This is a genomic window from Cryobacterium sp. Sr3, assembly GCF_004402835.1.
Taxonomy (GTDB): Bacteria; Actinomycetota; Actinomycetes; order Actinomycetales; family Microbacteriaceae; genus Cryobacterium; species Cryobacterium sandaracinum.
This window is the reverse complement of the sequence record NZ_SOFA01000025.1, coordinates 33,946-55,142: the sequence shown is the minus strand read 5'-3', so window position 1 is coordinate 55,142 and position 21,197 is coordinate 33,946. Positions and strand designations below refer to the sequence as shown.

Genomic DNA, 21,197 nt, shown 5'->3' with positions numbered 1-21,197 from the left:
GTTCGGTACGGAGTTGCTCGAGGGTCAGAACCCGATCCGGGGGACCGCGCCGAGCATGGTCTGCGTGTACGGATGCTCCGGCGCGGCGAAGACCCGGGCCGTTGCGCCGGTTTCGACGATACGGCCGTCCAGCATTACGGCGACCTGGTCGCTGACGTGCTGGATCACCCCGAGGTCGTGGGAGATGAACAGCAGGCTGAGGCCCAGGTTCCGCTGCAGCTCGTCGAGGAGGTCGAGCACCTGGGCCTGCACGGTCACGTCGAGGGACGACACGGGCTCGTCGCAGATCAGGATCTGCGGCCCCGACGCCAGCGCCCGGGCGATGCTCACCCGCTGCCGCTGCCCGCCGGAGAGGGACAGCGGCCGCCGGCCAAGCAGCCCCTGCGGCAGACCCACCGCGTCGAGCAGCGCCAGCACGCGCAGCCGGTCGGCAGCCGAGGCAGTGGCAGCAGTGGCAGCCGAGGCGGATGCCGCGCCGCGCCCGGTGCGCCCGCCGCCGACCGCGTCCCGGAGCACCTGCTCGACGCTCAGCCGCGGGTCGAAGGAGCTGAGCGCATCCTGATAGACCGCACCAAGCCGGGGCCGCAGGAGCCGCCGTTCCTTCTCCGAGGCGGCGCTGAACGGCTGCCCGAGCACCCGCACCTCGCCGGCGTCCGGCCGGGTCAGCGCCAGCGCGAGGCGGGCCGTCGTGGTTTTACCGGAGCCGGACTCGCCGACGATGCCGAGCGTCGTGCCGCGTTCGAGCCGGAACGAGACCCCGTCGACCGCGAGCTGCTCGGTGCCGTCGGGCCGGGTGAAGCGCTTGACCAGGCCGGTGGCCTCCAGCACCGTATTGCGGGGAGCGACAGGGTCGGCACGATCTGAGAGAGCGAGAAAGGGCGCGGCGGCGGGCGACACCGGGGCCGCGGCCCGCGGGCTGAGGCGCAGCCCGCGCGGCTTGTCGACCGGGATCGCGGCGAGCATCTGCCGGGTGACCGGATGCTCCGGCCGGGTCAGAATCGCGTGCGCCGGTCCCTGTTCCACGATCCGTCCCTCGCTCAGCACAGCGATCCGGTCGGCGATGCGGCCGACGACGGCCAGGTCGTGGCTGATCAGCAGGATGCCGGTGCCGGCGAGTTTCAGACCCGTCAGCAGCTCCAGGATTTGTGCCTGCACCGTGACGTCGAGCGCCGTCGTGGGCTCGTCGGCGATCAGCAGTGGCGGGTCCAGGGCGATCGCGGCCGCGATCAGGGCGCGCTGGCGCTGGCCGCCGGAGAGTTCGCCCGCGCGCTTCCGCACAGAGTTGCCGGCGTCGGACAGGCCCACCCGGGCCAGCACCTCGAGCACCCGGGCGTGGCGCGCCGCTGCACCGAGGCGGGTGTGCAGTCGCAGCGAGTCGGCGATCTCCCGGCCCACCGGGCGCAGCGGGTCCAGCGACACCAGGGCATCCTGCAGCACCAGGCCCACGTCGCGGCCGCGCCGCCGGCGCCAGCTCTGCTCGGAGAGTCCGCGCACGTCGGAGCCTGCGAGGCTCAGCTCGTCGGCGCGCACCCAGGCGTTGTCGCCGGCCAGGCCGAGCAGGCTGCGCGCGGTGACGCTCTTGCCCGAGCCTGACTCTCCCACCAGGGCCAGGCATTCCCCGGGGGCCACCTCGAACGAGACGCCGTTCAGCACCGGGTCGGTATCATTTTGCGGTCCAAAGCCCACGACGAGGTTCTGCACCCGCACGGCCGGGGCAACCCCGCCGTCACCCTCGTCTGGCGCGCCCACCGAAGCGCCCACGCCGCTCTCGTCACTCACGCGCGCCTCACCCGTCGCTCGATGCCGCGACCGAGCGCCGTGGCCGATACCGCCGTCAGCACGATGAACAGCCCGGGGAAGAAGCTCATCCACCAGGCCGAGCCGATGTAGGTGCGCCCGGCGGAGAGCATCGCGCCCCACTCCGCGGCGGGCGGCGCCGAGCCCAGGCCGAGGTAGCTCAGCGCCGACGCCCAGACGATGGCCTGACCGATGCCGAGGGTGCCGAGCACGAACAGCGGCGCGAGCGTGTTCGGCAGGATGTGGCGCATCAGGATCTGGACGGGGCTGCGCCCGAGCACGGTCGCCGCCTCGACGAAGGCCGATGACCGCACCGACAAGAGCTGGCCGCGGATGATGCGGGCGTAGCCGGGAGCGGTCGCCAGGCCCACGGCGATGGTCGCCGTGGCAACGCCCGGCCCGAAGATCAGGATGAAGAGCAGGGCCAGCAGCAGGCCGGGGAACGCGAACAGCACCTCGAGGAACCGGTTCACGGTGAAGTCCACGACCGGGCCGAGCATACCGGCCAGGGTGCCGAGCACGAGGCCCAGGCCGAGGCCGATCACGGTGGCGAGGGTGCCGATCAGCAGGGAGCTGCCGGTGCCGTGGCTGACCCGGGTATAGATGTCCCGGCCGGACTCGTCGGTGCCGAACCAGTGCGCGGGTGAGGGGGTCTGAAACGCGGACAGCGGGTCGATCCCGAGCGGGTCGCCGGGCGCTACGAGCGCGGGGAACAATGCCGCCGTGACCAGGAACAGCGCGAACAGGCCCGCCAGGACCTCGGCCACGCCGAACCGGCGAATGCGGGGCGCGCGCGGCGACTGGGGCGCGCCGGTGCGCGGCGACCGGCCCAGCCCGGCCTGGATCTCGAGGTCGCTCATCGTGCCCGCAGCCTCGGGTCGGCGATGCGCTGGGCCAAATCGGTGAACAGGGTCATCAGGATGTACCCGACGGCCACGATCAGCACAGCACCAACCACGACCGGCACGTCGCGCACGGTCACCGCGTTCAGAAGCGTGCGGCCGAGGCCCGGCCGGGCGAAGATGGTCTCGACCACCACTGCCCCGCTGATCAGGGAGCCGAATGCCCAGCCGGAGAGGCTGATCGCCGGCAGTGACGCGTGCCGGATCACGTGCACCCAGCGCACCCCGCGTTCGCTCTCGCCCCGGGCGCGGGCGGAGAGCACGAATGGGGATTCCAGCGCGGTGAGCAGGGACTCCCGCATGATCTGGCCAAGGAACCCGGCCAGCGGCACGGCGAGGGTGAGCACCGGCAGCACCAGCCCGGAAACCCCGGAGGTACTGATCGGCGGCAGCCAGCCCAGCCAGACGCTGAACAACACGATCAGCGCCGTCGCGAGCCAGAAGTGAGGGAGCGCGGCAGCCACGATCTCCAGACCGGAGCCCAGGTACCAGGCGACGCGCCCGCCGCGGGTCGACCAGGTGGCCAGCCCGAGGGCGAGCAGCCAGGCCACAGCGAGGGCGAGCACGGCCAGCAGCAGGGTGCCGCCGAGCTGGCCGACCAGGAGCGGGGCGACGTCCTGGTCCAGTGAGTAGGAGCGGCCAAGATCCCCGGTGGCCAGGCGAGCCAACTGTGCCAGGTACTGCACGAGCACGGGCTGGTCGAGCCCGTATTCCGCCCGCACCGCGGCGAGCGCCTCCGGGGAGGTCTGCGAGCCGGGGCCACCCAGGATGGCCTCGGCCGGGTCTCCGGGAATCAGACGGATGGCGAAAAAGGTGAGCGTGGCCACCATCCAGAGCACCAGCACCGCCCCTCCCAGGCGGGCCAGGACGACCCGGGCTGCCCGCGCTACTTCAGCCACGCATCGTAGAACGTGGGCGTCGACACGGTCGGCAGCGCCCGCGCGCCCACCACATCGGTGCCGAGCAGGTAGTGGTTCTGCTGGTCGAAGAGCGGCAGGATGTAGAAGCCCGCGAGCACCTGGTTCTGCGCGTCGGCGTAGAGGGCGGCGCGTTCATCGGCATCCGTCACCTGGCCGGCCTGGGTGAGTAGGGCGTCGATGGCCGGGTCGTTCACCTGGGCGTGGTTGGCGAAGTAGCCGCTGGGTGCCGGGGTGATCCCGTCGGAGTGGAAGAGGATGCGCAGAACGTCGGGTCCGACCTTCGTGTACGGCGCGCTGACGGCGTCGTAGTCGTTCTCGCCCAGCGCGGTGTACCAACTGGAGAGGTCCATCGGGCTGAGCAGAACCTCGAAGCCGGTCTTCTTCGCGGTGGCCTGGATCTGCTCGAACAGGGACTGCTCCGCCGGAATGGACTGGTTCGTACTCACCGGGAAGTCGACCGTGAGGCGCACGCCGTCTTTCACCCGGTAACCGTTGGAATCACGCTCGGTCCAGCCGGCGGAATCGAGGAGGTCCGAGGCGGCCTCAGGGTCGTACGCGAACAGGTCCGGGCCCGACACGGCGAGGGGTTCGACGCTGGAGAGGGCGGAGTAGGAGCGCTCGGCCGTGCCCCGGAAGAGGCTGGTGACGGCGTCGTCGACATTCGCCGAGCGGATGAACGCCTCCCGCACGAGCGGGTCGTTGAAGGGCGCGCGGCCGGAGTTCAGTTCGATTCGGTTCGAGGCACCCGGGCGAGGGGCGTCGAGGTGCACGATGGTGTCGCTCTTCTCGGCCTGCACGATGGTGTCGGGCTGGGCGTTGTCGATCACGTCGGCGTCGCCGGACTGCAGAGCCGCGTAGCGGGACGCGGAGTCGGGGATGAAGCGCCAGACGATGGAGTCGAGGTAGGCAGGCCCGGTGTGCGCGGCATCCGCGGGCGGGGAGTTGTACTTCTCGTTCCGCACCAGGGTGATCGATTCCTGCTGTACCCACTTCTCGACCTGGAAGGGGCCGGTGCCGACCGGGGAGGCGCAGTTCTCGTCCTGGCTCCGGGCCAGCGCGGTGGGCGATTCGATCGCCAGCCACGGCTGTGACAGGGATTCGAGCAGGGCGCTGTCGGGTTCGCTGAGCGTAAGGCGCACAACGTTGGTGGAGACCGCGTCGGTGCCGGTGACCTTCCCCAGAGCGAGGTAGCCGGTCGACGAGGCCGTTTCCGGGTCTTGGATGTGCGCGATATTCGCCTGCACGGCGGCGGCGTCGAGCGGGGTGCCGTCGGTGAAACTCACGCCGGCGGCGAGCGTGAAGTCCCAGGCCAGCCCGTCGGCGCTCTCGGTCCACGAATCTGCCAGCCAGGGGATGATCTCACCGTCCGCGTTGCGGGACACAAGCGACTCAAGGTACTGCGTGCTGACCAGGGCCTGCGGGTAGTTGCCGCCCACGTGCGGGTCCAGGCAGGTGGGCTCGGCGTCGCCGGATGCGTAGGTCAACGTGCCGCCGGTGAGAGGCCGGGTGGCTTCGGGGGACTCAGCGGTGGCGCAGCCGGTGAGCAGGATGCCGGTGGCGGCGAGGCCGACCAGCCCGGTCAGGGTGCGCGCTGTGCGATGGGTGTACCCCGAAGTGTGCATTATGGGTCTCTTTCCGCGGCGCCCGATGGGCCGAGTGTGCACCTGCTGGACCCGCAAGATTAGGGGCCTCGGGCACGTGTTGGACGGGGTCCACAAATAAAATGATTGAGGACCATCGTAGAACACAGGAGAGCTGTTCGCTGAGCAGACGTGTGCGGGCACCGCGCGCTGTACACCCGGGGTTAGGCGCAGGGTAGACTTTTCAAGTAGGACTGTGATCCGGCTATCACCGGTGAGTCTTCGGAAGAACGGCAACCACCCTCGCGGCGGTTCTCAGTAGAACCGAACGGGTCGGGCCCGTCACAGCCTCAGAACAAGCGGTTTTCCGAAGCCTCGGCTCCGGGAGACAAGCGAGGTGGTACCGCGGCGAATCCCGTTCGGAGTCGGCGTCCTCGTGGAACAGGGGCAGATCTGTGAATGACACAACCTGCCCGACTCGTCCAGGAGAGACATGACGTACCCCAAAGGCCAGCAGTCCGCTTCTCCCGCCCAACCCGGCGGCATCGTGCCCTCACCGAACTTTCCCCAGATCGAAACCGAGGTGCTCGCGTTCTGGAAAGCCGACGGCACCTTCCAGGCGTCGATCGACAACCGTGCGGATGCCCCCGAGTGGGTCTTCTATGACGGCCCGCCGTTCGCCAACGGGCTGCCGCACTACGGCCACCTGCTGACCGGGTACGCGAAGGACCTCTTCCCGCGCTTCCAGACCATGCGCGGCAAGCAGGTGCACCGCCGGTTCGGCTGGGACACGCACGGCTTGCCGGCCGAGCTCGAAGCCGAACGCGAGCTCGGCATCACCGACAAGAGCGAGATCGAGAAGATGGGCATCGGGGCCTTCAACGCCGTCGCCCGCAGCTCCGTGCTCAAGTACACCAAGGTGTGGGAGGAGTACGTCACCCGCCAGGCGCGCTGGGTCGACTTCGAGAACGACTACAAGACGCTCGACATCACCTTCATGGAGTCCGTGATCTGGGCCTTCAAGCGCCTGCACGACAAGGGCCTGGCCTACGAGGGCTACCGGGTGCTGCCGTACTGTTGGCGCGACCAGACACCGCTGTCCAACCACGAACTGCGCATGGACGACGACGTCTACAAGATGCGCCAGGACCAGACCGTCACGGTCACCTTCCCGCTGGTCGGCGCCAAGGCCGAAGCCCTCGGGCTGACCGCCGTGCGCGCCCTGGCCTGGACGACCACCCCCTGGACCCTCCCGACGAACCTGGCGCTCGCCGTGGGCCCGGAGATCGTCTATGCCGTCGTGCCGGCCGGGCCGAACGGCACACCGGACGCCACCGTGCTGCGGGAGGCCGTTTCCGGGGCGGATGCCGCGGCATCCGTCGCAACCACCGAGGTTTTCGGCGCCGAATACCTGATCGCGATCGACCTGGTCGGCAACTACGCCAAGGACCTCGGCTACGACTCGGCGGCAGAGGCGACCGCGGCGATCTCCCGCACGGTTCTCGGCAGCGCCCTGGAGGGCGTCAGCTACGACCGCCTCTTCGACTACTACGCCGACACCGCGGTCTGGGGCACCGAGAACGCCTGGACCGTCGTCGTGGCAGACTACGTCACCACCGCCGACGGAACCGGCATCGTGCACCAGGCGCCCGCCTACGGCGAGGAGGACCAGAAGATCTCCGTGGCCGCCGGCATCCCGGTGATCATCTCCCTCGACGCGGGCGGCAAGTTCCTCTCCGACGTGCCCGAGGTCGCCGGCCAGCTCTGGAGCGACGCGAACAAGCCGCTCACCCAGCTGATCAAGAATGAGGGGCGCCTGCTGCGCCAGGCCAGCTACGAGCACTCCTACCCGCACTGCTGGCGCTGCCGCAACCCGCTGATCTACAAGGCCGTGTCGAGCTGGTTCGTGCGCGTCACGGACTTCCGCGACCGTCTGGTGGACCTGAACCAGGACATCAATTGGGTGCCGGAGAACGTCAAGGACGGCCAGTTCGGCAAGTGGATCGGCAACGCCCGCGACTGGTCGATCAGCCGCAACCGGTACTGGGGTTCGCCCATCCCGGTCTGGAAGAGCGACAACCCCGACTATCCGCGCGTCGACGTCTACGGCTCGCTCGACGAGCTCGAGGCGGACTTCGGCGTGCGCCCCACCGACCTTCACCGCCCCTATATCGACGCGCTCACCCGACCCAACCCCGACGACCCCACCGGGCGGTCCACCATGCGGCGCATCACGGATGTGCTCGACGTCTGGTTCGACTCCGGCTCGATGCCGTTCGCGCAGGTGCACTACCCGTTCGAGAACGCCGACTGGTTCGACAGCCACAACCCGGCCGACTTCATCGTGGAGTACATCGGCCAGACCCGCGGCTGGTTCTACATGCTGCACACGCTCTCCACCGCCCTGTTCGACCGTCCGGCCTTCAAGAACGTGGTCAGCCACGGCATCGTGCTCGGCAACGACGGCCAGAAGATGTCCAAGTCGCTGCGCAACTATCCCGACGTGAACGAGGTGTTCGACCGGGACGGCTCAGATGCCATGCGCTGGTTCCTGATGAGCTCCTCCGTGCTGCGCGGTGGCAACCTGATCGTCACCGAGGAGGGCATCCGCGAGGGTACCCGCCAGGTTATGCTCCCGCTCTGGAGCACCTGGTACTTCTTCTCCCTCTACGCCAACGCGTCCGGGGAGAACGGCTACGACGCCACCTGGCGCACCGACTCGACCGACGTGCTCGACCGCTACCTGCTGGCCAAGACCCGCGATCTGATCGTGGAAGTCACTGCCGACCTCGAGAACCTCGACAGCACCCAGGCGACCGCTCGAATCCGGGACTTCGCCGACGTGCTCACCAACTGGTACGTTCGCCGCTCGCGCGACCGGTTCTGGGCCGGCGCCGGGGCCTCTGTCTCGGTCTCGGTCTCGACGGTCTCATCCACCGCAAACGAGGCTTTCGACACGCTCTACACCGTGCTCGAAACGGTGACGCGGGTGGCCGCCCCGATGCTCCCGCTCGTCACCGAGCGTATCTGGCAGGGCCTCACCGGCGGTCGCAGCGTGCACCTGACCGACTGGCCCGACGCCGAATTGTTCCCGGCCGATGCCGTTCTCGTCACCGCGATGGACCAGGTGCGCACCATCAGCTCCACCGTGCTGTCACTGCGCAAGCAGTCCGGGCTGCGCGTGCGTCTGCCGCTGGCCACTCTGACCGTGGTCACCACCGACACGGCGGCCCTGGCCCCGTTCGAGGGCATCCTGCGCGACGAGCTGAATGTGAAGAGCGTGCGTTTGGTCGAACTGGCCGACGACAGCGCGAGCGCCTACGGCATCACCTCCCGGCTCACCGTGAACGCCCGGGCAGCCGGCCCGCGACTCGGCAAGCAGGTGCAGCAGGTCATCAAGGCCGCCCGCGCCGGCGACTGGAGCGAAACCGACGGCGTAGTCACCGCCGGCGGTACCTCGCTCGCCGCGGGGGAGTACGAACTCGTGCTGCAGACCGGTCCGGCCGACGGTTCCGCCGTCGCTGACGACACGGCGGCGGATGCCCCGGCTCTGGCGCTCCTGGCGGGCGGCGGTTTCGTGCTGCTGGAGACGCAGACCACCCCGGAACTCGAGGCGGAGGGCTTCGCCCGCGACCTGATCCGCGCCGTGCAGGACACCCGCAAGTCGGCCGGATTCGAAGTGAGCGACCGCATCCGTCTCGACCTCGTCTTCTACTCCGCCGAGGACGCCGCGACCTTCGCCCTTGCGGCCGGCGTCGACGTCGCTGCGGAGACCCTGACCCTCCGGTTCGCCACCCATGTGGCCACCGAGGTGTCCGATGACAGCCTGGCGCACGGTCTGCCGTCCGAATGGCTGCAGAGCCTGGTCGGCTTCCCCGTCGAGCACTACGTGCTTTACGAGGCTGGTCACTATGCCAACCGGGGGACCGTCCTGGTCGCCGTCGCCCGAGAGGACGGACTCGTCCATGTCTGAACCCAAGAAGCCCGGATCGAAGAAGCCCGGATCGAAGGAGCCCGGATCGAAGAGGCCGCGCCAGTCCTCCGACGCCGGCCGTGAGGCCGGGGACGCCGTCTTCGCCGCCCTCCTCGCCCGCGTGGGCGAGGGTGCGCCGAAGCCGCGTCTGGCCCCGACCCGGCGGGCGCTCGAACTGCTGGGTGACCCTCAGACCGTCTACCCGGTGATCCATATCACCGGCACCAACGGCAAGACCAGCACGAGCCGCATCACCGAGAGCATCGTGCGCGCCTACGGGCTGCGCACCGGACTGATGACGAGCCCGCACCTGGTGCGGCTCAACGAGCGCATCGTGATCGACGGGGAGTTCATCACCGATGAGGCCCTGGCCGCGAACTGGGCCGACATCGAACCCTTCCTGGCCATGGTCGACGCGGAGCTCGAGGCGGCAGGCGACGACGTGCTCACCTTCTTCGAGGCGCTCACCGTGCTGGCCTTCGCCTGCTTCGCCGACGCCCCCGTCGACGTCGCCGTGATCGAGGTCGGCATGGGCGGCGAGTGGGATTCCACCAACGTCGCCGACGGGCAGGTGGCCGTGTTCACGCCCATCGCCCTCGACCACACGCTCCGCCTCGGCAACACGATCGCCGAGATCGCCCGCACCAAGGCCGGCATCATCAAGCCGTCCGCCGCCGTGGTCTCCGCCCGGCAGGGCGAGGCGGCGCAGGCCGAACTCGAGCGGGCCGCCGAGCTGACCGAATCGACCCTGGCCAGTGAGGGCGAGGATTTCGTCCTGCTCAAAAACCAGGTAGCCGTGGGCGGGCAGCTCATCTCGGTGCGCGGCCTCGCCGGCACCTACTCGGACCTGTTCCTGCCGCTGTACGGCACGCACCAGGCGCAGAATGCGGCCGTCGCGATCGCCGCCGTCGAGTCCTTCCTCGGGGCCGGCACCACGGCGCTCTCGCATGACCTGGTCGAGGAGGGCCTCGCGCAGGTCACCTCGCCCGGACGCCTGCAACTGATCGGAATCGCACCGACCGTCCTGGTGGATGCCGCGCACAATCCGCACGGAGCGGCCGCCCTCAGCACTGCACTGGCCGACTACTTCGACTTCGACGAGATTGTGGCCGTGGTGGGCATCCTCACCGACAAGGATGCGACCGGCATCATCACCGCGCTGCAGTCCAAGGTGGTGCGGTTCCACGTCACACAGTCGCAGTCCGAGCGCGCGATCGGCGTCGACGACCTCGCCGATCTGATCGCCGACCTCGGCAGCGAGGAGACAACCGTCCGGTTCGACGACCTCGCGCAGGCCCTCGACTCCGCCAGGGACTGGGCCCTCGAGTCGCCCAAGCGGGCTGTGATCGTGACCGGGTCGATCACCCTCGTCGGCGAAGCCATCATTCTGGCCGACGCACGGGAATGGCTGGCGAAATGACGTCCGCTCCCCGCTCGGTGAAGCGCACGCTCGCGACGATCGTGCTCGGCTTCGAGGTCATCGTGGTTGCCCTCGCCGCCCTGGTGATCTTCGGTTTGCAGGCGTTGCCGCCGTGGCTCGCCCTCGGCGGGGGAGCCGTGCTGGGGCTGGCCATGGTCGCCGTGCTCGCGCTGCTCCGTTACGAGTGGGCCTACGTGGTCGGCTGGATCCTCCAGCTGATCATGGTGGCCGCCGGCTTCCTCAATCCGGCCATGTTCTTCGTCGGCGGCATGTTCGCCGCCATGTGGACGTACTGCATGATCGCCGGCTCCCGGATCGACAACCAGAACCAGAACTTTCCCAACAACGAGAACAACGAGAAGGAGAACTCATGAGCACCCAGGTCCAGGAAACGCTCGTATTGGTCAAACCGGATGGCGTTGCCCGCAACCTCTCCGGCGAGATCCTGCGTCGCATTGAGCAGAAGGGGTACTCCCTCGTCGACGCGAAGCTCGTGCAGGCCGACAGGTCCCTGCTGGCCGAGCATTACGCCGAGCACCAGGGCAAGCCGTTCTTCGAACCTCTCGTGGAGTTCATGGAAAGCGGTCCGATCCTCGTGCTGCGCATCGCCGGCGAACGCGTGATCGAGGGCTTCCGCTCCCTGGCCGGCACAACCGACCCGACCACCGCGGCTCCCGGCACCATCCGCGGCGACTTCGGCCGAGACTGGGGCACCAAGGAGCAGCAGAACCTCGTGCACGGCTCCGACTCGCCCGAGTCGGCCGACCGCGAACTGGCCCTCTGGTTCGACTGACCCGTACCGACCGGGGAACAGCCACTGACCGGATGCTTGGAGGCGGCTGTCCTCGTCGGTACCAGATGTCGTTGCTTTGTGCACCAAGCGCACCGCTGTCGCAGAATGGCCGATGATGGCAGAGCCCCGCTGAGCATGTGCCGACATCCTCTTTGATTCGTCTGACTAGAAAGCCTCACCATGCCGCATGCCCGGAACCCCTGGTTCAATCTGGTCTGGGCAATCCCGCTGGCGATCATCCTGCTGGTCGCCGTCGTGCTCGCCGCCCGGGGCATCCGTTCCCTGCCGATGGCGCAGGAGTTCTTGGTCGACTTCCCGGGGGCCTCGCCGTTGCCGTCGTGGGCCCCCGTCGGCTTCCCCGCGTGGCTGGCGTGGCAGCACGGCCTGAATGTTTTCTTCCTGCTCTTCATCGTGCGTTCGGGTTGGCAGATCCGCACGGCCGGGCGCCCGAGCATGTTCTGGACCCGGCGCAACACCGGCCTTTTTCGAACCCGACGTGCCCCCCGCCGGCTGGGCATCAACCTCTGGCTGCACCTCGCGGTGGATGCCCTTTGGGTACTCAACGGGATCGTCTTCTACGTGCTGCTGTTCGTCACCGGTCAGTGGGTGCGCATCGTGCCGGTCAGCTGGGACATCATTCCGAATGCGCTCTCGGCCGCCCTCCAGTACGCCTCGCTGGACTGGCCGGTCACCGACGGCTGGGTGAACTACAACGCGCTACAAACTCTGAGCTACTTCAGCATCGTGTTCGTGGCCGCGCCGCTCGCCTTGGCCTCGGGCATCCGTCTGTCACCGCTCTGCACGTCGCGCCGGCTTGGAGAACTGTTTCCGCTGCGCCCGACCAGGGCCGTGCACGTGGGCGTGATGGTCTTTTTCCTTGCATTCATCGTGATCCACGTCACGCTGGTGTTCGCCACCGGTGCCCTGCGCAACCTGAACCACATGTACGCGGCGCAGAGCGACGACGGCTGGACCGGATTCTGGATCTTCGCCGCATCCCTGGTCGTGATGCTCGTGGCCTGGGTCGCCGAGGGTCCCCGACTGCTGCGGGCGGTCGCCTCTCTCGGCGGAACCGTAACCACGCGCTGAGCCGCGGTGCTGGCTGAGCCGGCCGATGGCTCTGCCGGTCGAAACCCGGTGGTTGTGTAACCCCCCGCCCCGGCCGGGGTCCCTCCCTGGCCTTGTCTTTGGCTGCCTGGGCCGCGTCGCGGGCCAGGGCTTCGGCGAACCGGCGGGCCTGATCGACCTGTTCGGCCAGGTGGGCGTCGACCCAGGGCGGCGTCCGCCTGGGTCTCCCGGATGGCGTCGAAGTGACGACCCAGGCGTTCTAGCTGCTCACTGTATGGGGACTCCATGAGAAAAACGTTACGGGCAGCCACTGACATTCCATGCCCCAGATCGGCACCCGTCAGCGCCCTGTGGATAACTTGATCAAACGCGCATTGTGGTGGAAAGGGAACAGCCGTCGCGGGGCGCGCAGCACGCATCCGTCGTCACATAAACGCGGAAATTTTTGAGACACACCGGTTTTGGCGCCGTGAGCGGCGTGTCGCAAAAATCTCCGAGGTTAGCAACCGCCACGGATGCCCGGAGCGGCAACCTCCGGCCGCCACGTCACCGGAGCTCGACCACCGGGTCTCAACCGGACGGGGGCAGGGTCGCCATTACAGGCGGTTCAGGAAGTCCATCTCGACCTGGGCGATGACGGCGGCGATCAGATAGCAGACGATCGTGATCACGATGATCCAGGAGGAGGCGACGGATGCCAGGCGCCGCACGCGCGGCCCCGCTGGGAGGTTGCCCGCCGTGAGGTTGTGCAGCGTCACGGCTAGGAACATTGGGATCGTGACCGTCCAGGTCACCATGCACCACGGGCAGAGCACGTCGAGCTCGAAGAAGCTCTGCGCCATCAGCCAGATCACGAACGCGAGGGCGCCGGTGACGCCCACGTTCAGCGCGATCCAGAACCAGCGGGCTAACCGCGCCCCGGCCAGGATCGCGGCGCCGATCGCGATGACGACCGGCCAGGCCATCAAGCCGATCACCGGGTTGGGGAAACCGAAGATGGCACCCTGCCACGATCCCAGGTTGGTGCTGCAGCCCACCAGCACACTGAAGTTGCAGGAAAGCTGGGCCTGCGGGTCCTCGAGGATCGCGAACTTGTCGACGGTCAGGAGGAAAGCCGCGGTGAGGGCGATCAAACCACCGATGATGAAGAAGATGGCGAGCCCGATGGGGCGCTTGACGGGCGGGTTGTGGGGCACGATTGGATTATGTCATGTGCCTCGCATGTGTTCCTGAGAATGCATGCGATAATCGGAACAGTCGCTTGGGCCGCGCTCAAGTTGACGCCATACAAGTCTTAATGGGCCGTAAAGGCCCAGATTCATTGGTCCCACGACCAAAGGTATTAGCAGCCAGAGCCAAGAGCCGGTTGCGAACGACGAGGATTTCCGAGGGTTTCGCGCAAGCGTGATCCTCGCACGAGAGAGTAGCCGGATGGGTGGCGCGGTCGCCCACACTGGTCAAGGAGCGCGCCAGTGATGGTGGAAGACAACGAAAACATCAAAAAACGCAAGGGTTTATTCGGCACCCGCCGCACCTCGCGGAGGGCTGCCACCCCGGTGGCCGTTCCGGAGGCCGCGCCTGAGAACAACAGTGCGCAGCACAATGACGCCGCACAGAACGTCGCTGCGGCGACGCGCGAGCCGCTTTCAGCAGCGCAGACACCCCGCGTCCACACCGACGACGCCGTGACCGAGCCGGCAGCCGCCGCTCCGTTCGGCGAAACCCCCGACTCAGAACAGGACGCTGCCGTGGAACCGACGCCGCCGCCCACCCCGACCGCCGATGTGGTTCGCCGCCCGTCCACCTCGCTGGTGTTCCAGGCCCCGGTCATCGTGCCGCAACCGGCCCGCACCGGAGCGCGCCGCGACACCGCGCGCCAGGACCAGCGCCAGGACACCGGCCAGGACATCCGTCAGGACCATGACGACGAGGGCGACGAGTCGTCGACCGTTCGTCGTCGCGCCCGTCGGCGCACCGGCGACGAGAACCGGTCCGGATCCGACGACCCCGCGAACACCGTTGTTCGCGTGCGTACGCCCCGCGAACCCGAACTCATCACCGAACCCCAGCGGATCAAGGGGTCGACCCGCCTCGAGGCCAAGAAGCAGCGCCGCCGTGACGGCCGCGATGCCGGGCGCCGTCGCCCGGTGATCACCGAGGCCGAGTTCCTCGCCCGCCGCGAATCCGTCGACCGGGTCATGGTCGTGCGGGCCAAGCAGAACAAGATTCAGATCGGGGTGCTGGAAGACGGTGTGCTGGTCGAGCACTACGTCGCCAAGAATCAGGATGCCTCGCTGATCGGAAACGTCTACCTGGGCAAGGTGCAGAACGTGCTGCCGAGCATGGAAGCAGCCTTCGTCGACATCGGACGCGGCCGCAACGCCGTGCTGTACTCGGGTGAGGTCGACTGGGAGGCTGCCGCCGAGAACTCCGGCAACAGCAGCCAGGCTCGGCGCATCGAGCTCGCGCTCAAGCCGGGCGACAAGGTGCTCGTGCAGGTCACGAAGGACCCGATCGGGCACAAGGGTGCGCGACTCACCAGCCAGGTGTCACTGCCCGGCCGCTACCTCGTCTACGTGCCGAACGGCTCGATGAACGGGATCAGCCGCAAGTTGCCCGACACCGAGCGGGCGCGCTTGAAGAAGATCCTCAAGGAGGTTCTGCCCGAGAACGTGGGAGTCATCGTGCGCACCGCGGCCGAGGGTGCCACCGACGAGCAGCTCACGCTCGACGTCAACCGGCTCACCTCGCAGTGGGCGTCCATCGCCAAGCAGGTCGACACGGTGCAGGCACCGGCCCTGCTGCACAGCGAACCGGACCTTCTGATCAAGATCGTGCGGGATGTCTTCAACGAGGACTTTCAGAAGATGGTCATCTCCGGCGAGGAATCCCGGGAGGTCATCGAGGCCTACCTGCGCCAGGTCGCACCGGACCTGGTGGAGCGCGTGGAGCGCTACGAGGGCGAGAACGACGCCTTCGACGAGCACCGCATTTCGGAGCAGATCGAGAAGGCCCTCGACCGCAAGGTCTGGCTACCGTCCGGTGGCTCCCTCGTGATCGACCGCACCGAGGCCATGACCGTCGTCGATGTCAACACCGGCAAGTTCGTCGGCTCTGGTGGAAACCTCGAGGAGACCGTCACGAAGAACAACCTCGAGGCTGCCGAAGAGATCGTTCGCCAGCTGCGTCTGCGCGACATCGGCGGCATCATCGTCGTCGACTTCATCGACATGGTCCTCGAAACCAACCGCGACCTCGTGCTGCGCCGCATGCTCGAATGCCTGAGCCGCGACCGCACCAAGCATCAGGTCGCCGAGGTCACCTCGCTCGGGCTTGTGCAGATGACCCGCAAAAAGCTCGGTCTCGGACTCCTGGAATCATTTAGCGAGAACTGTGAAGCCTGCGCCGGCCGAGGCATCGTCATCCACCACGACCCGGTGCTCAAGCACCGCCAGACGGCTCAGCCGGCCATGGAGCGTCGCCCGCGCAGCAAGTCGGGCACCAATTCCGGCGGCGACAACGGGCACCGCGGCGGAAACGGAAACGGTACCAACTCCGCAGCCGTGCACGCGTCTCAGGCCGATGCCGGCAAGTCCGGACACGGCACCCACGGCATCACCGAGGATGCCAAGCACGCCCTCGCCCTGATCGCCGCCCGCACCATCCCGCGCGCCCTGACCGGCTCGATCCCGATCATTGCCCTGCCTGAGGCGATGCCGGAATCGGTTCCCGCGGAGAAGGCGGCCGCCCCCGCGGCCTCAGCCGACGGGTCATCTGTCGGCGCGGCGACCGCCGCATCAGCCAACCCGGCCGCCGAGGCCAACCCGATCGAGGAGGCCGTGAATGAGGCAGTCGCGGCCGAGACGTCTGCACCGTCGGCACGCCGCAGCCGTAGGGCGTCCTCCACGCCCCGCCAGCGGGGCGCAGCGCCCATCGTGACCCCGGAAACCCCGGTGCAGGACGCGCAGCAGACCCCGGTCGAGGCGCCTGCCGCGCACGAGGCCGCAGCGCCCGACGACGACGAGCCCGTCGCCATCCTGGACATCCCGGTCAAGAAGTCCTCCCGTAGCCGCCGCACGGTCAGCAAGCAGGTCACCGACCAGCTGCTGGACTCGGTGCTGGACGCCCTGCCCGAGCCCAAGCAGCCGGGCCAGGGGCGTTCGCGCAGCCGGCGGGTGACGACGGCCGGCGGATCCACCGGGTCGGCCCAGCCGATCATGACCACGGCCCCGGATTCCCAGCAGTAACGAGAATCCCTGCAGGAACGAATCGAACCGATCGGGAGACCGGCGGCGCACAGCCCACGGGGCTGGGCGTCGCCGGTCTCCCGATCTCTTTCAACCGGCGAGGCAGCGCTTCGGGCCCCGATCAGGACTCTGGGAGAGAGCCGCTGCCCGATCGGTCCCGCCCGCGCACACGCAGGCCGCTTGCGCGGAGCCGGAGAACCAGTTCCCGATTGTCCACCGGATGCGCCCCCGAGGCCACGAGGGCGTCATAGCGGTGGGCGGGTACGTCGTAGTGGTCCAGGTCGAAGCCGCGGCGGGGGATTCCGTTGCGGGCCGCGAAAGCGTGCAGTTCGGCCAGTGACGAATCGCTGACAAGATGGGACCAGACGGTGCCATGCGCGGGCCACATCGGCTTGTCGATCAAGACGGTCATTACCCGATTCTATGATCCGGCCTCGGTTTGACCGTCGCAGCAGGATCGGCTAACGTTGACTTTTGGTGTGCGACGGGCCTTTGCCCCCGCGATCACCGTGGTTTTCTGAGAGCGACGGGCCGACTTGGCGTGTTTAAGGCAGTAACTTTCCATCACGGGGCCTCACGGCTCCCCAGAGATAGGTACGTAACGTGGTTTACGCAGTTGTGCGCGCCGGTGGGCGGCAGGAAAAGGTAGAGGTCGGGACCATCGTCACGATGGACCGAATCAAAGCCAATAAGGACGGCAACGTCGAGCTGGCCGCAGTGCTTCTCGTCGACGGCGACACGATTACCTCTGACTCCCAGTCACTGGCCAAGATAACGGTCACGGCCGAGGTTTTGAACGATCTCCGCGGTCCGAAGATCGTCATCCAGAAGTTCAAGAACAAGACCGGGTACAAGAAGCGTCAGGGGCACCGTCAGGAGCTCACTCGCGTTCAGGTTACCGGCATCGCCTAGGCCCTGAGGAGCAGAACAGATGGCACATAAAAAAGGCGCGAGTTCCACTCGCAACGGTCGCGACTCCAACGCCCAGCGCCTCGGCGTGAAGCGCTTCGGCGGTCAGGTTGTCAGCGCGGGCGAGATCATCGTCCGTCAGCGCGGCACCCACTTCCACCCCGGCGTCAACGTCGGCCGTGGTGGCGACGACACGCTCTTCGCTCTCGAGCCCGGCTCGGTTGAGTTCGGCGCCAAGGGCGGCCGCAAGGTTGTCAACATCGTGGTGGCTGCCGCTTAGGCATTTCACATCGGTAAGCGTGAGGGCGGGCTTCGGCTCGCCCTTTGCGTGTTTCACGGCACCCGCACGACAAGATGCATAGCACCAATGATTTACGCACCACTGAGCTTTTTGCCACCTGGAAGGGGCACCCCCATGGCCACGTTTGTTGACCACGTCACTCTCCACCTGCGAGCAGGCAACGGAGGGAACGGCTGTGTCTCCGTCAAGCGTGAGAAGTTCAAGCCGCTCGCCGGCCCTGACGGCGGCAACGGCGGAAGCGGTGGTGACATCGTGCTCGTCGCTGACCCGAACGTGACGACCCTCCTCGGTTACCATCGGTCCCCGCACCGCAGTTCCGCGAACGGCGGCCCCGGCATGGGTGACCACCGCGCCGGCTTCGGCAGCGAGCTGGTGGAGCTGGCCGTCCCGCTCGGCACCGTGGTCAAAGACGCCGAGGGCAACGAACTCGCCGACATGACCGAGCCGGGCTTCCGCATCGTCGTGGCGCCTGGCGGTCAGGGCGGGCTCGGCAACGCGGCCCTGGCCTCGCTCAAACGCAAAGCCCCCGGCTTCGCCCTGCTCGGCACCTACGGCTGGGAAGGCGACATCCAGCTTGAACTCAAGACCGTCGCGGATGTCGCGCTCGTCGGCTACCCCTCGGCCGGCAAGTCCAGCCTGATCGCGGCCATCTCGGCGGCCCGGCCCAAGATCGCGGATTACCCGTTCACGACCCTGCACCCCAACCTCGGCGTCGTGGATGCCGGCGAGGTGCGCTACACCGTCGCCGACGTGCCCGGACTGATCGAGGGCGCCAGCGAGGGAAAGGGCCTCGGCCTCGAATTCCTTCGTCACGTGGAACGGTGTACGGCGTTGCTGCACATCCTCGACTGCGCCACACTCGACCCTGACCGTGACCCGCTCAGCGACCTCGACGTCATTCTCGGCGAACTGGCCGCCTACCCGGTGCCCGACGGCCAGAAGCCGCTCCTCGACCGCCCCCAGCTGATCGCCCTGAACAAGATCGACGTTCCCGAGGGCCGGGAGCTCGCGGAGTTCGTCAAGCCCGACCTCGAGGCGCGCGGTTACCGCGTGTTCGAGATCTCGACCGTCAGCCATGAGGGTCTCAAGCAGCTCAACTACGCGCTGGCCGAGACCGTCGAGGCCGGCCGGGTCGAGGCCGCCGCGGCGCAGGCCGTCAAGCCGCGCATCGTGATCCGCCCGAAGGCCGTCGACGACAGCGGCTTCGTCGTCAAGGTCGAGGGTGGGTCGTTCGGCAACATCTACCGCATCATCGGCACCAAGCCCGAGCGCTGGGTGCAGCAGACGGACTTCAAGAACGACGAGGCCGTCGGCTTCCTGGCCGACCGCCTGGCCAAGCTCGGCATCGAGAACGAACTGTTCAAGGCCGGCGCGATCGCCGGCTCGACGGTCATCATCGGGCCCGGCAACGGCGTGGTCTTCGACTGGGAGCCCACCCTCACCTCCACGGCCGAACTGATCACGGCACCGCGTGGCACCGACACCCGCCTTGACGACTCCAAGCGACGCACCAGCAACGAGCGCCGAGAGGAGTACTTCGGCCGGATGGACGCCAAGGCAGCCGCACGCGCCGAACTGATCCGAGAGCGCGAGGCCGGCATGTGGTCGACCGGCGAGGAAGAGTACAACGGCGACACTCTCACGGGCGACGGTTCAGTCCCGGTGTCGCCCCGTAAGGAGAGCGGGGCCGAATGAGTCACCGCTCCCGCGCCCAGGTAGCCGCCGCCCGGCGCATCGTCGTGAAGGTCGGCTCCTCGTCGATCAGCGGCGACAACTCCGAGCAGATCGCACCTCTGATCGAGGTCCTGGCCCAGGCCCACAATCGCGGCGTGGAGGTCGTCCTGGTGTCGAGCGGCGCCGTCGCCAGCGGCATGGACTACCTCAACCTCGACGAGCGGCCGGCCGACCTAGCCACCCAGCAGGCCGCGGCATCCGTGGGTCAGAACGTGCTCACGGCCCGTTACCAGGAGACTCTGGACCGCTATGGCATTGCCGCGGGGCAGGTGCTGCTGACAGAGGGTGACCTACTCAACGAGCCGCACCGCAGCAATACCCGCCGCGCGGTGAACCGGCTGCTGGACCTGCGCATCATGCCCGTCGTGAACGAGAACGACACGGTCGCGACCTACGGGCTGCGATTCGGCGACAACGACCGGCTCGCCGCCATGCTCTCGGTGCTCATCCGCGCCGACCTACTGCTCTTGCTCAGCGACGTCGACGCGCTCTACACCAAGCCCCCGCACCTGCCCGGTGCGGAACCGATCGACTTTATCGGGTTCGACCAGGAACTGGACGGCATGGAGTTCGGGGCGAACAAGGGTGCCGGCACCGTGGGCACCGGCGGGGCGGACACCAAGGTGAAGGCGGCCCGCCTGGCCGCCTCCGCCGGAACGGCCGTTCTCGTCACTGAGACGAGCCTGGCCGCAGAGGCCCTACGCGGCGGCTCCTGTGGCACCTGGTTCGAGCCGATGCCCACCGCGCCCGGCCGAGCGCTTCTGTGAGCGCACTCGGCCGACACGAGGTCGCGTCGGCCGCGCGCATCGTTGTGAAGGTCGGCTCCTCCTCGATCAGCGGCGCGAACATCGCACAGATCATCCCGCTCGTCGATGCCCTTGCCGAAGCGCACGGGCGCGGAGTGGAGATCGTCCTCGTCTCCTCCGGGGCCATCGCCACCGGCATGCCCTACCTGCAACTCGACGAGCGCCCCACCGACCTGGCCACCCAGCAGGCCGCGGCATCCGTGGGCCAGAACCTGCTCATCTTCCGCTACCAGGACAGCCTCGACCGGTACGACATCGTCGCCGGCCAGGTGCTGCTCACTGCCGGTGACCTGGAAAACCCCTCGCATCGAGGCAACGCGCACCGGGCGATGGATCGCCTGCTCGGTCTGCGCATCCTGCCGATCGTCAACGAGAACGACACGGTCGCCACCCACGAGATCCGGTTCGGCGACAACGACCGGTTGGCCGCCCTGGTCGCCACGCTCATCCACGCCGACCTGCTGGTCCTGCTCAGCGACGTCGACGCCCTCTACACGCGCGCGCCGCACCTGCCGGGCGCGGAACGCATCGATCACGTCCCTTGCGGCGATCCCATGCTCGGTGTCGAGCTCAGCGGCAGCCGCTCCGGCGTGGGTACCGGGGGTGCCGACACCAAGGTGTCGGCCGCACGGATCGCGGCGGAGGCCGGCACTGCCGTGCTGCTCACATCGACTGGTCTGGTTGCCGAGGCACTCCGCGGCGACCCGGTCGGAACCTGGTTCGAACCCGCTCTGGCCTAAACTACCG

The 21,197-nt window shown here is 68.0% G+C and carries 17 protein-coding genes; 11 read left to right on the top strand and 6 right to left on the bottom strand.

The features are described from left to right. Positions 1-24 precede the first annotated feature (24 nt). From E3N94_RS06295 to E3N94_RS06280, 4 genes are read right to left on the bottom strand one after another with little or no spacing between them, the layout of a single operon-like run. Positions 25-1,779, bottom strand: a complete 1,755-nt coding sequence (locus E3N94_RS06295) for an ABC transporter ATP-binding protein (protein ID WP_241987073.1) — start codon at positions 1,777-1,779, stop codon at positions 25-27. After that, a complete protein-coding gene (locus E3N94_RS06290) occupies positions 1,776-2,657 on the bottom strand; it encodes an ABC transporter permease (protein ID WP_104103383.1) in 882 nt (293 codons plus the stop codon). The genes E3N94_RS06295 and E3N94_RS06290 overlap by 4 nt, the downstream gene beginning before the upstream one ends. Further along, the gene (locus E3N94_RS06285; RefSeq protein WP_255409047.1) at positions 2,654-3,598 is read right to left on the bottom strand and encodes an ABC transporter permease; all 945 of its coding nucleotides are present in this window, start codon (positions 3,596-3,598) and stop codon (positions 2,654-2,656) included. Before E3N94_RS06285 ends, E3N94_RS06290 begins: the two co-directional genes overlap by 4 nt. Continuing rightward, positions 3,586-5,241: an ABC transporter substrate-binding protein gene (locus E3N94_RS06280; RefSeq protein WP_134374182.1), complete on the bottom strand. Its 1,656-nt coding sequence runs from the start codon at positions 5,239-5,241 to the stop codon at positions 3,586-3,588. The genes E3N94_RS06285 and E3N94_RS06280 overlap by 13 nt, the downstream gene beginning before the upstream one ends. Before the next feature lie 451 nt (positions 5,242-5,692). Here E3N94_RS06280 and ileS point away from each other — a divergent pair, with 451 nt between their 5' ends. The 5 genes from ileS to E3N94_RS06255 all read left to right on the top strand — a co-directional run bounded on the left by ileS (position 5,693) and on the right by E3N94_RS06255 (position 12,474). Then, complete coding sequence (ileS, locus tag E3N94_RS06275; protein ID WP_134569965.1) at positions 5,693-9,172, top strand: isoleucine--tRNA ligase; 3,480 nt, start codon at positions 5,693-5,695, stop codon at positions 9,170-9,172. Next, complete coding sequence (locus E3N94_RS06270) at positions 9,165-10,592, top strand: folylpolyglutamate synthase/dihydrofolate synthase family protein (RefSeq protein ID WP_134374178.1); 1,428 nt, start codon at positions 9,165-9,167, stop codon at positions 10,590-10,592. The genes ileS and E3N94_RS06270 overlap by 8 nt, the downstream gene beginning before the upstream one ends. Next, positions 10,589-10,966 (top strand): DUF4233 domain-containing protein, encoded by a 378-nt coding sequence (locus E3N94_RS06265; protein ID WP_158250313.1) that lies wholly within the window; start codon positions 10,589-10,591, stop codon positions 10,964-10,966. The genes E3N94_RS06270 and E3N94_RS06265 overlap by 4 nt, the downstream gene beginning before the upstream one ends. Beyond that, positions 10,963-11,385 carry a nucleoside-diphosphate kinase gene (gene ndk, locus E3N94_RS06260; RefSeq protein WP_104103399.1) on the top strand — a complete coding sequence of 141 codons (423 nt, stop codon included), beginning with the start codon at positions 10,963-10,965 and terminating at the stop codon, positions 11,383-11,385. Before E3N94_RS06265 ends, ndk begins: the two co-directional genes overlap by 4 nt. Before the next feature lie 180 nt (positions 11,386-11,565). After that, the gene (locus tag E3N94_RS06255; RefSeq protein WP_104103402.1) at positions 11,566-12,474 is read left to right on the top strand and encodes a hypothetical protein; all 909 of its coding nucleotides are present in this window, start codon (positions 11,566-11,568) and stop codon (positions 12,472-12,474) included. 575 nt (positions 12,475-13,049) lie between these two features. Here E3N94_RS06255 and E3N94_RS06250 read toward each other — a convergent pair. Then, positions 13,050-13,649: a vitamin K epoxide reductase family protein gene (locus E3N94_RS06250; protein WP_241976732.1), complete on the bottom strand. Its 600-nt coding sequence runs from the start codon at positions 13,647-13,649 to the stop codon at positions 13,050-13,052. A gap of 279 nt (positions 13,650-13,928) precedes the next feature. On the opposite strand from E3N94_RS06250, the gene E3N94_RS06245 reads away from it, so the two are divergent. Next, positions 13,929-16,700: an Rne/Rng family ribonuclease gene (locus tag E3N94_RS06245; RefSeq protein ID WP_134569991.1), complete on the top strand. Its 2,772-nt coding sequence runs from the start codon at positions 13,929-13,931 to the stop codon at positions 16,698-16,700. A 121-nt stretch (positions 16,701-16,821) separates the two neighbouring features. Here the strand turns inward: E3N94_RS06245 and E3N94_RS06240 are convergent, their stop codons facing one another. Beyond that, positions 16,822-17,112, bottom strand: coding sequence for a DUF4031 domain-containing protein (locus E3N94_RS06240; protein WP_104103409.1), 291 nt, complete (start codon positions 17,110-17,112; stop codon positions 16,822-16,824). Between the two features lie 191 nt (positions 17,113-17,303). Between E3N94_RS06240 and rplU the strand changes: the two genes are divergently transcribed. The 5 genes from rplU (at position 17,304) to proB (E3N94_RS06215) (ending at position 21,190) form a co-directional block, all read left to right on the top strand. Continuing rightward, positions 17,304-17,612, top strand: coding sequence for a 50S ribosomal protein L21 (gene rplU / locus E3N94_RS06235; RefSeq protein WP_104103412.1), 309 nt, complete (start codon positions 17,304-17,306; stop codon positions 17,610-17,612). A 19-nt stretch (positions 17,613-17,631) separates the two neighbouring features. Continuing rightward, positions 17,632-17,889, top strand: a complete 258-nt coding sequence (gene rpmA / locus E3N94_RS06230; protein WP_104169636.1) for a 50S ribosomal protein L27 — start codon at positions 17,632-17,634, stop codon at positions 17,887-17,889. A gap of 135 nt (positions 17,890-18,024) precedes the next feature. Continuing rightward, complete coding sequence (gene obgE, locus E3N94_RS06225) at positions 18,025-19,605, top strand: GTPase ObgE (RefSeq protein ID WP_134569964.1); 1,581 nt, start codon at positions 18,025-18,027, stop codon at positions 19,603-19,605. Next, on the top strand, positions 19,602-20,411 hold the full coding sequence (gene proB, locus E3N94_RS06220) for a glutamate 5-kinase (protein WP_104103421.1): 810 nt from the start codon (positions 19,602-19,604) through the stop codon (positions 20,409-20,411). Before obgE ends, proB (E3N94_RS06220) begins: the two co-directional genes overlap by 4 nt. Next, the gene (gene proB / locus E3N94_RS06215; protein WP_104103424.1) at positions 20,408-21,190 is read left to right on the top strand and encodes a glutamate 5-kinase; all 783 of its coding nucleotides are present in this window, start codon (positions 20,408-20,410) and stop codon (positions 21,188-21,190) included. Before proB (E3N94_RS06220) ends, proB (E3N94_RS06215) begins: the two co-directional genes overlap by 4 nt. Positions 21,191-21,197: the final 7 nt, after the last annotated feature.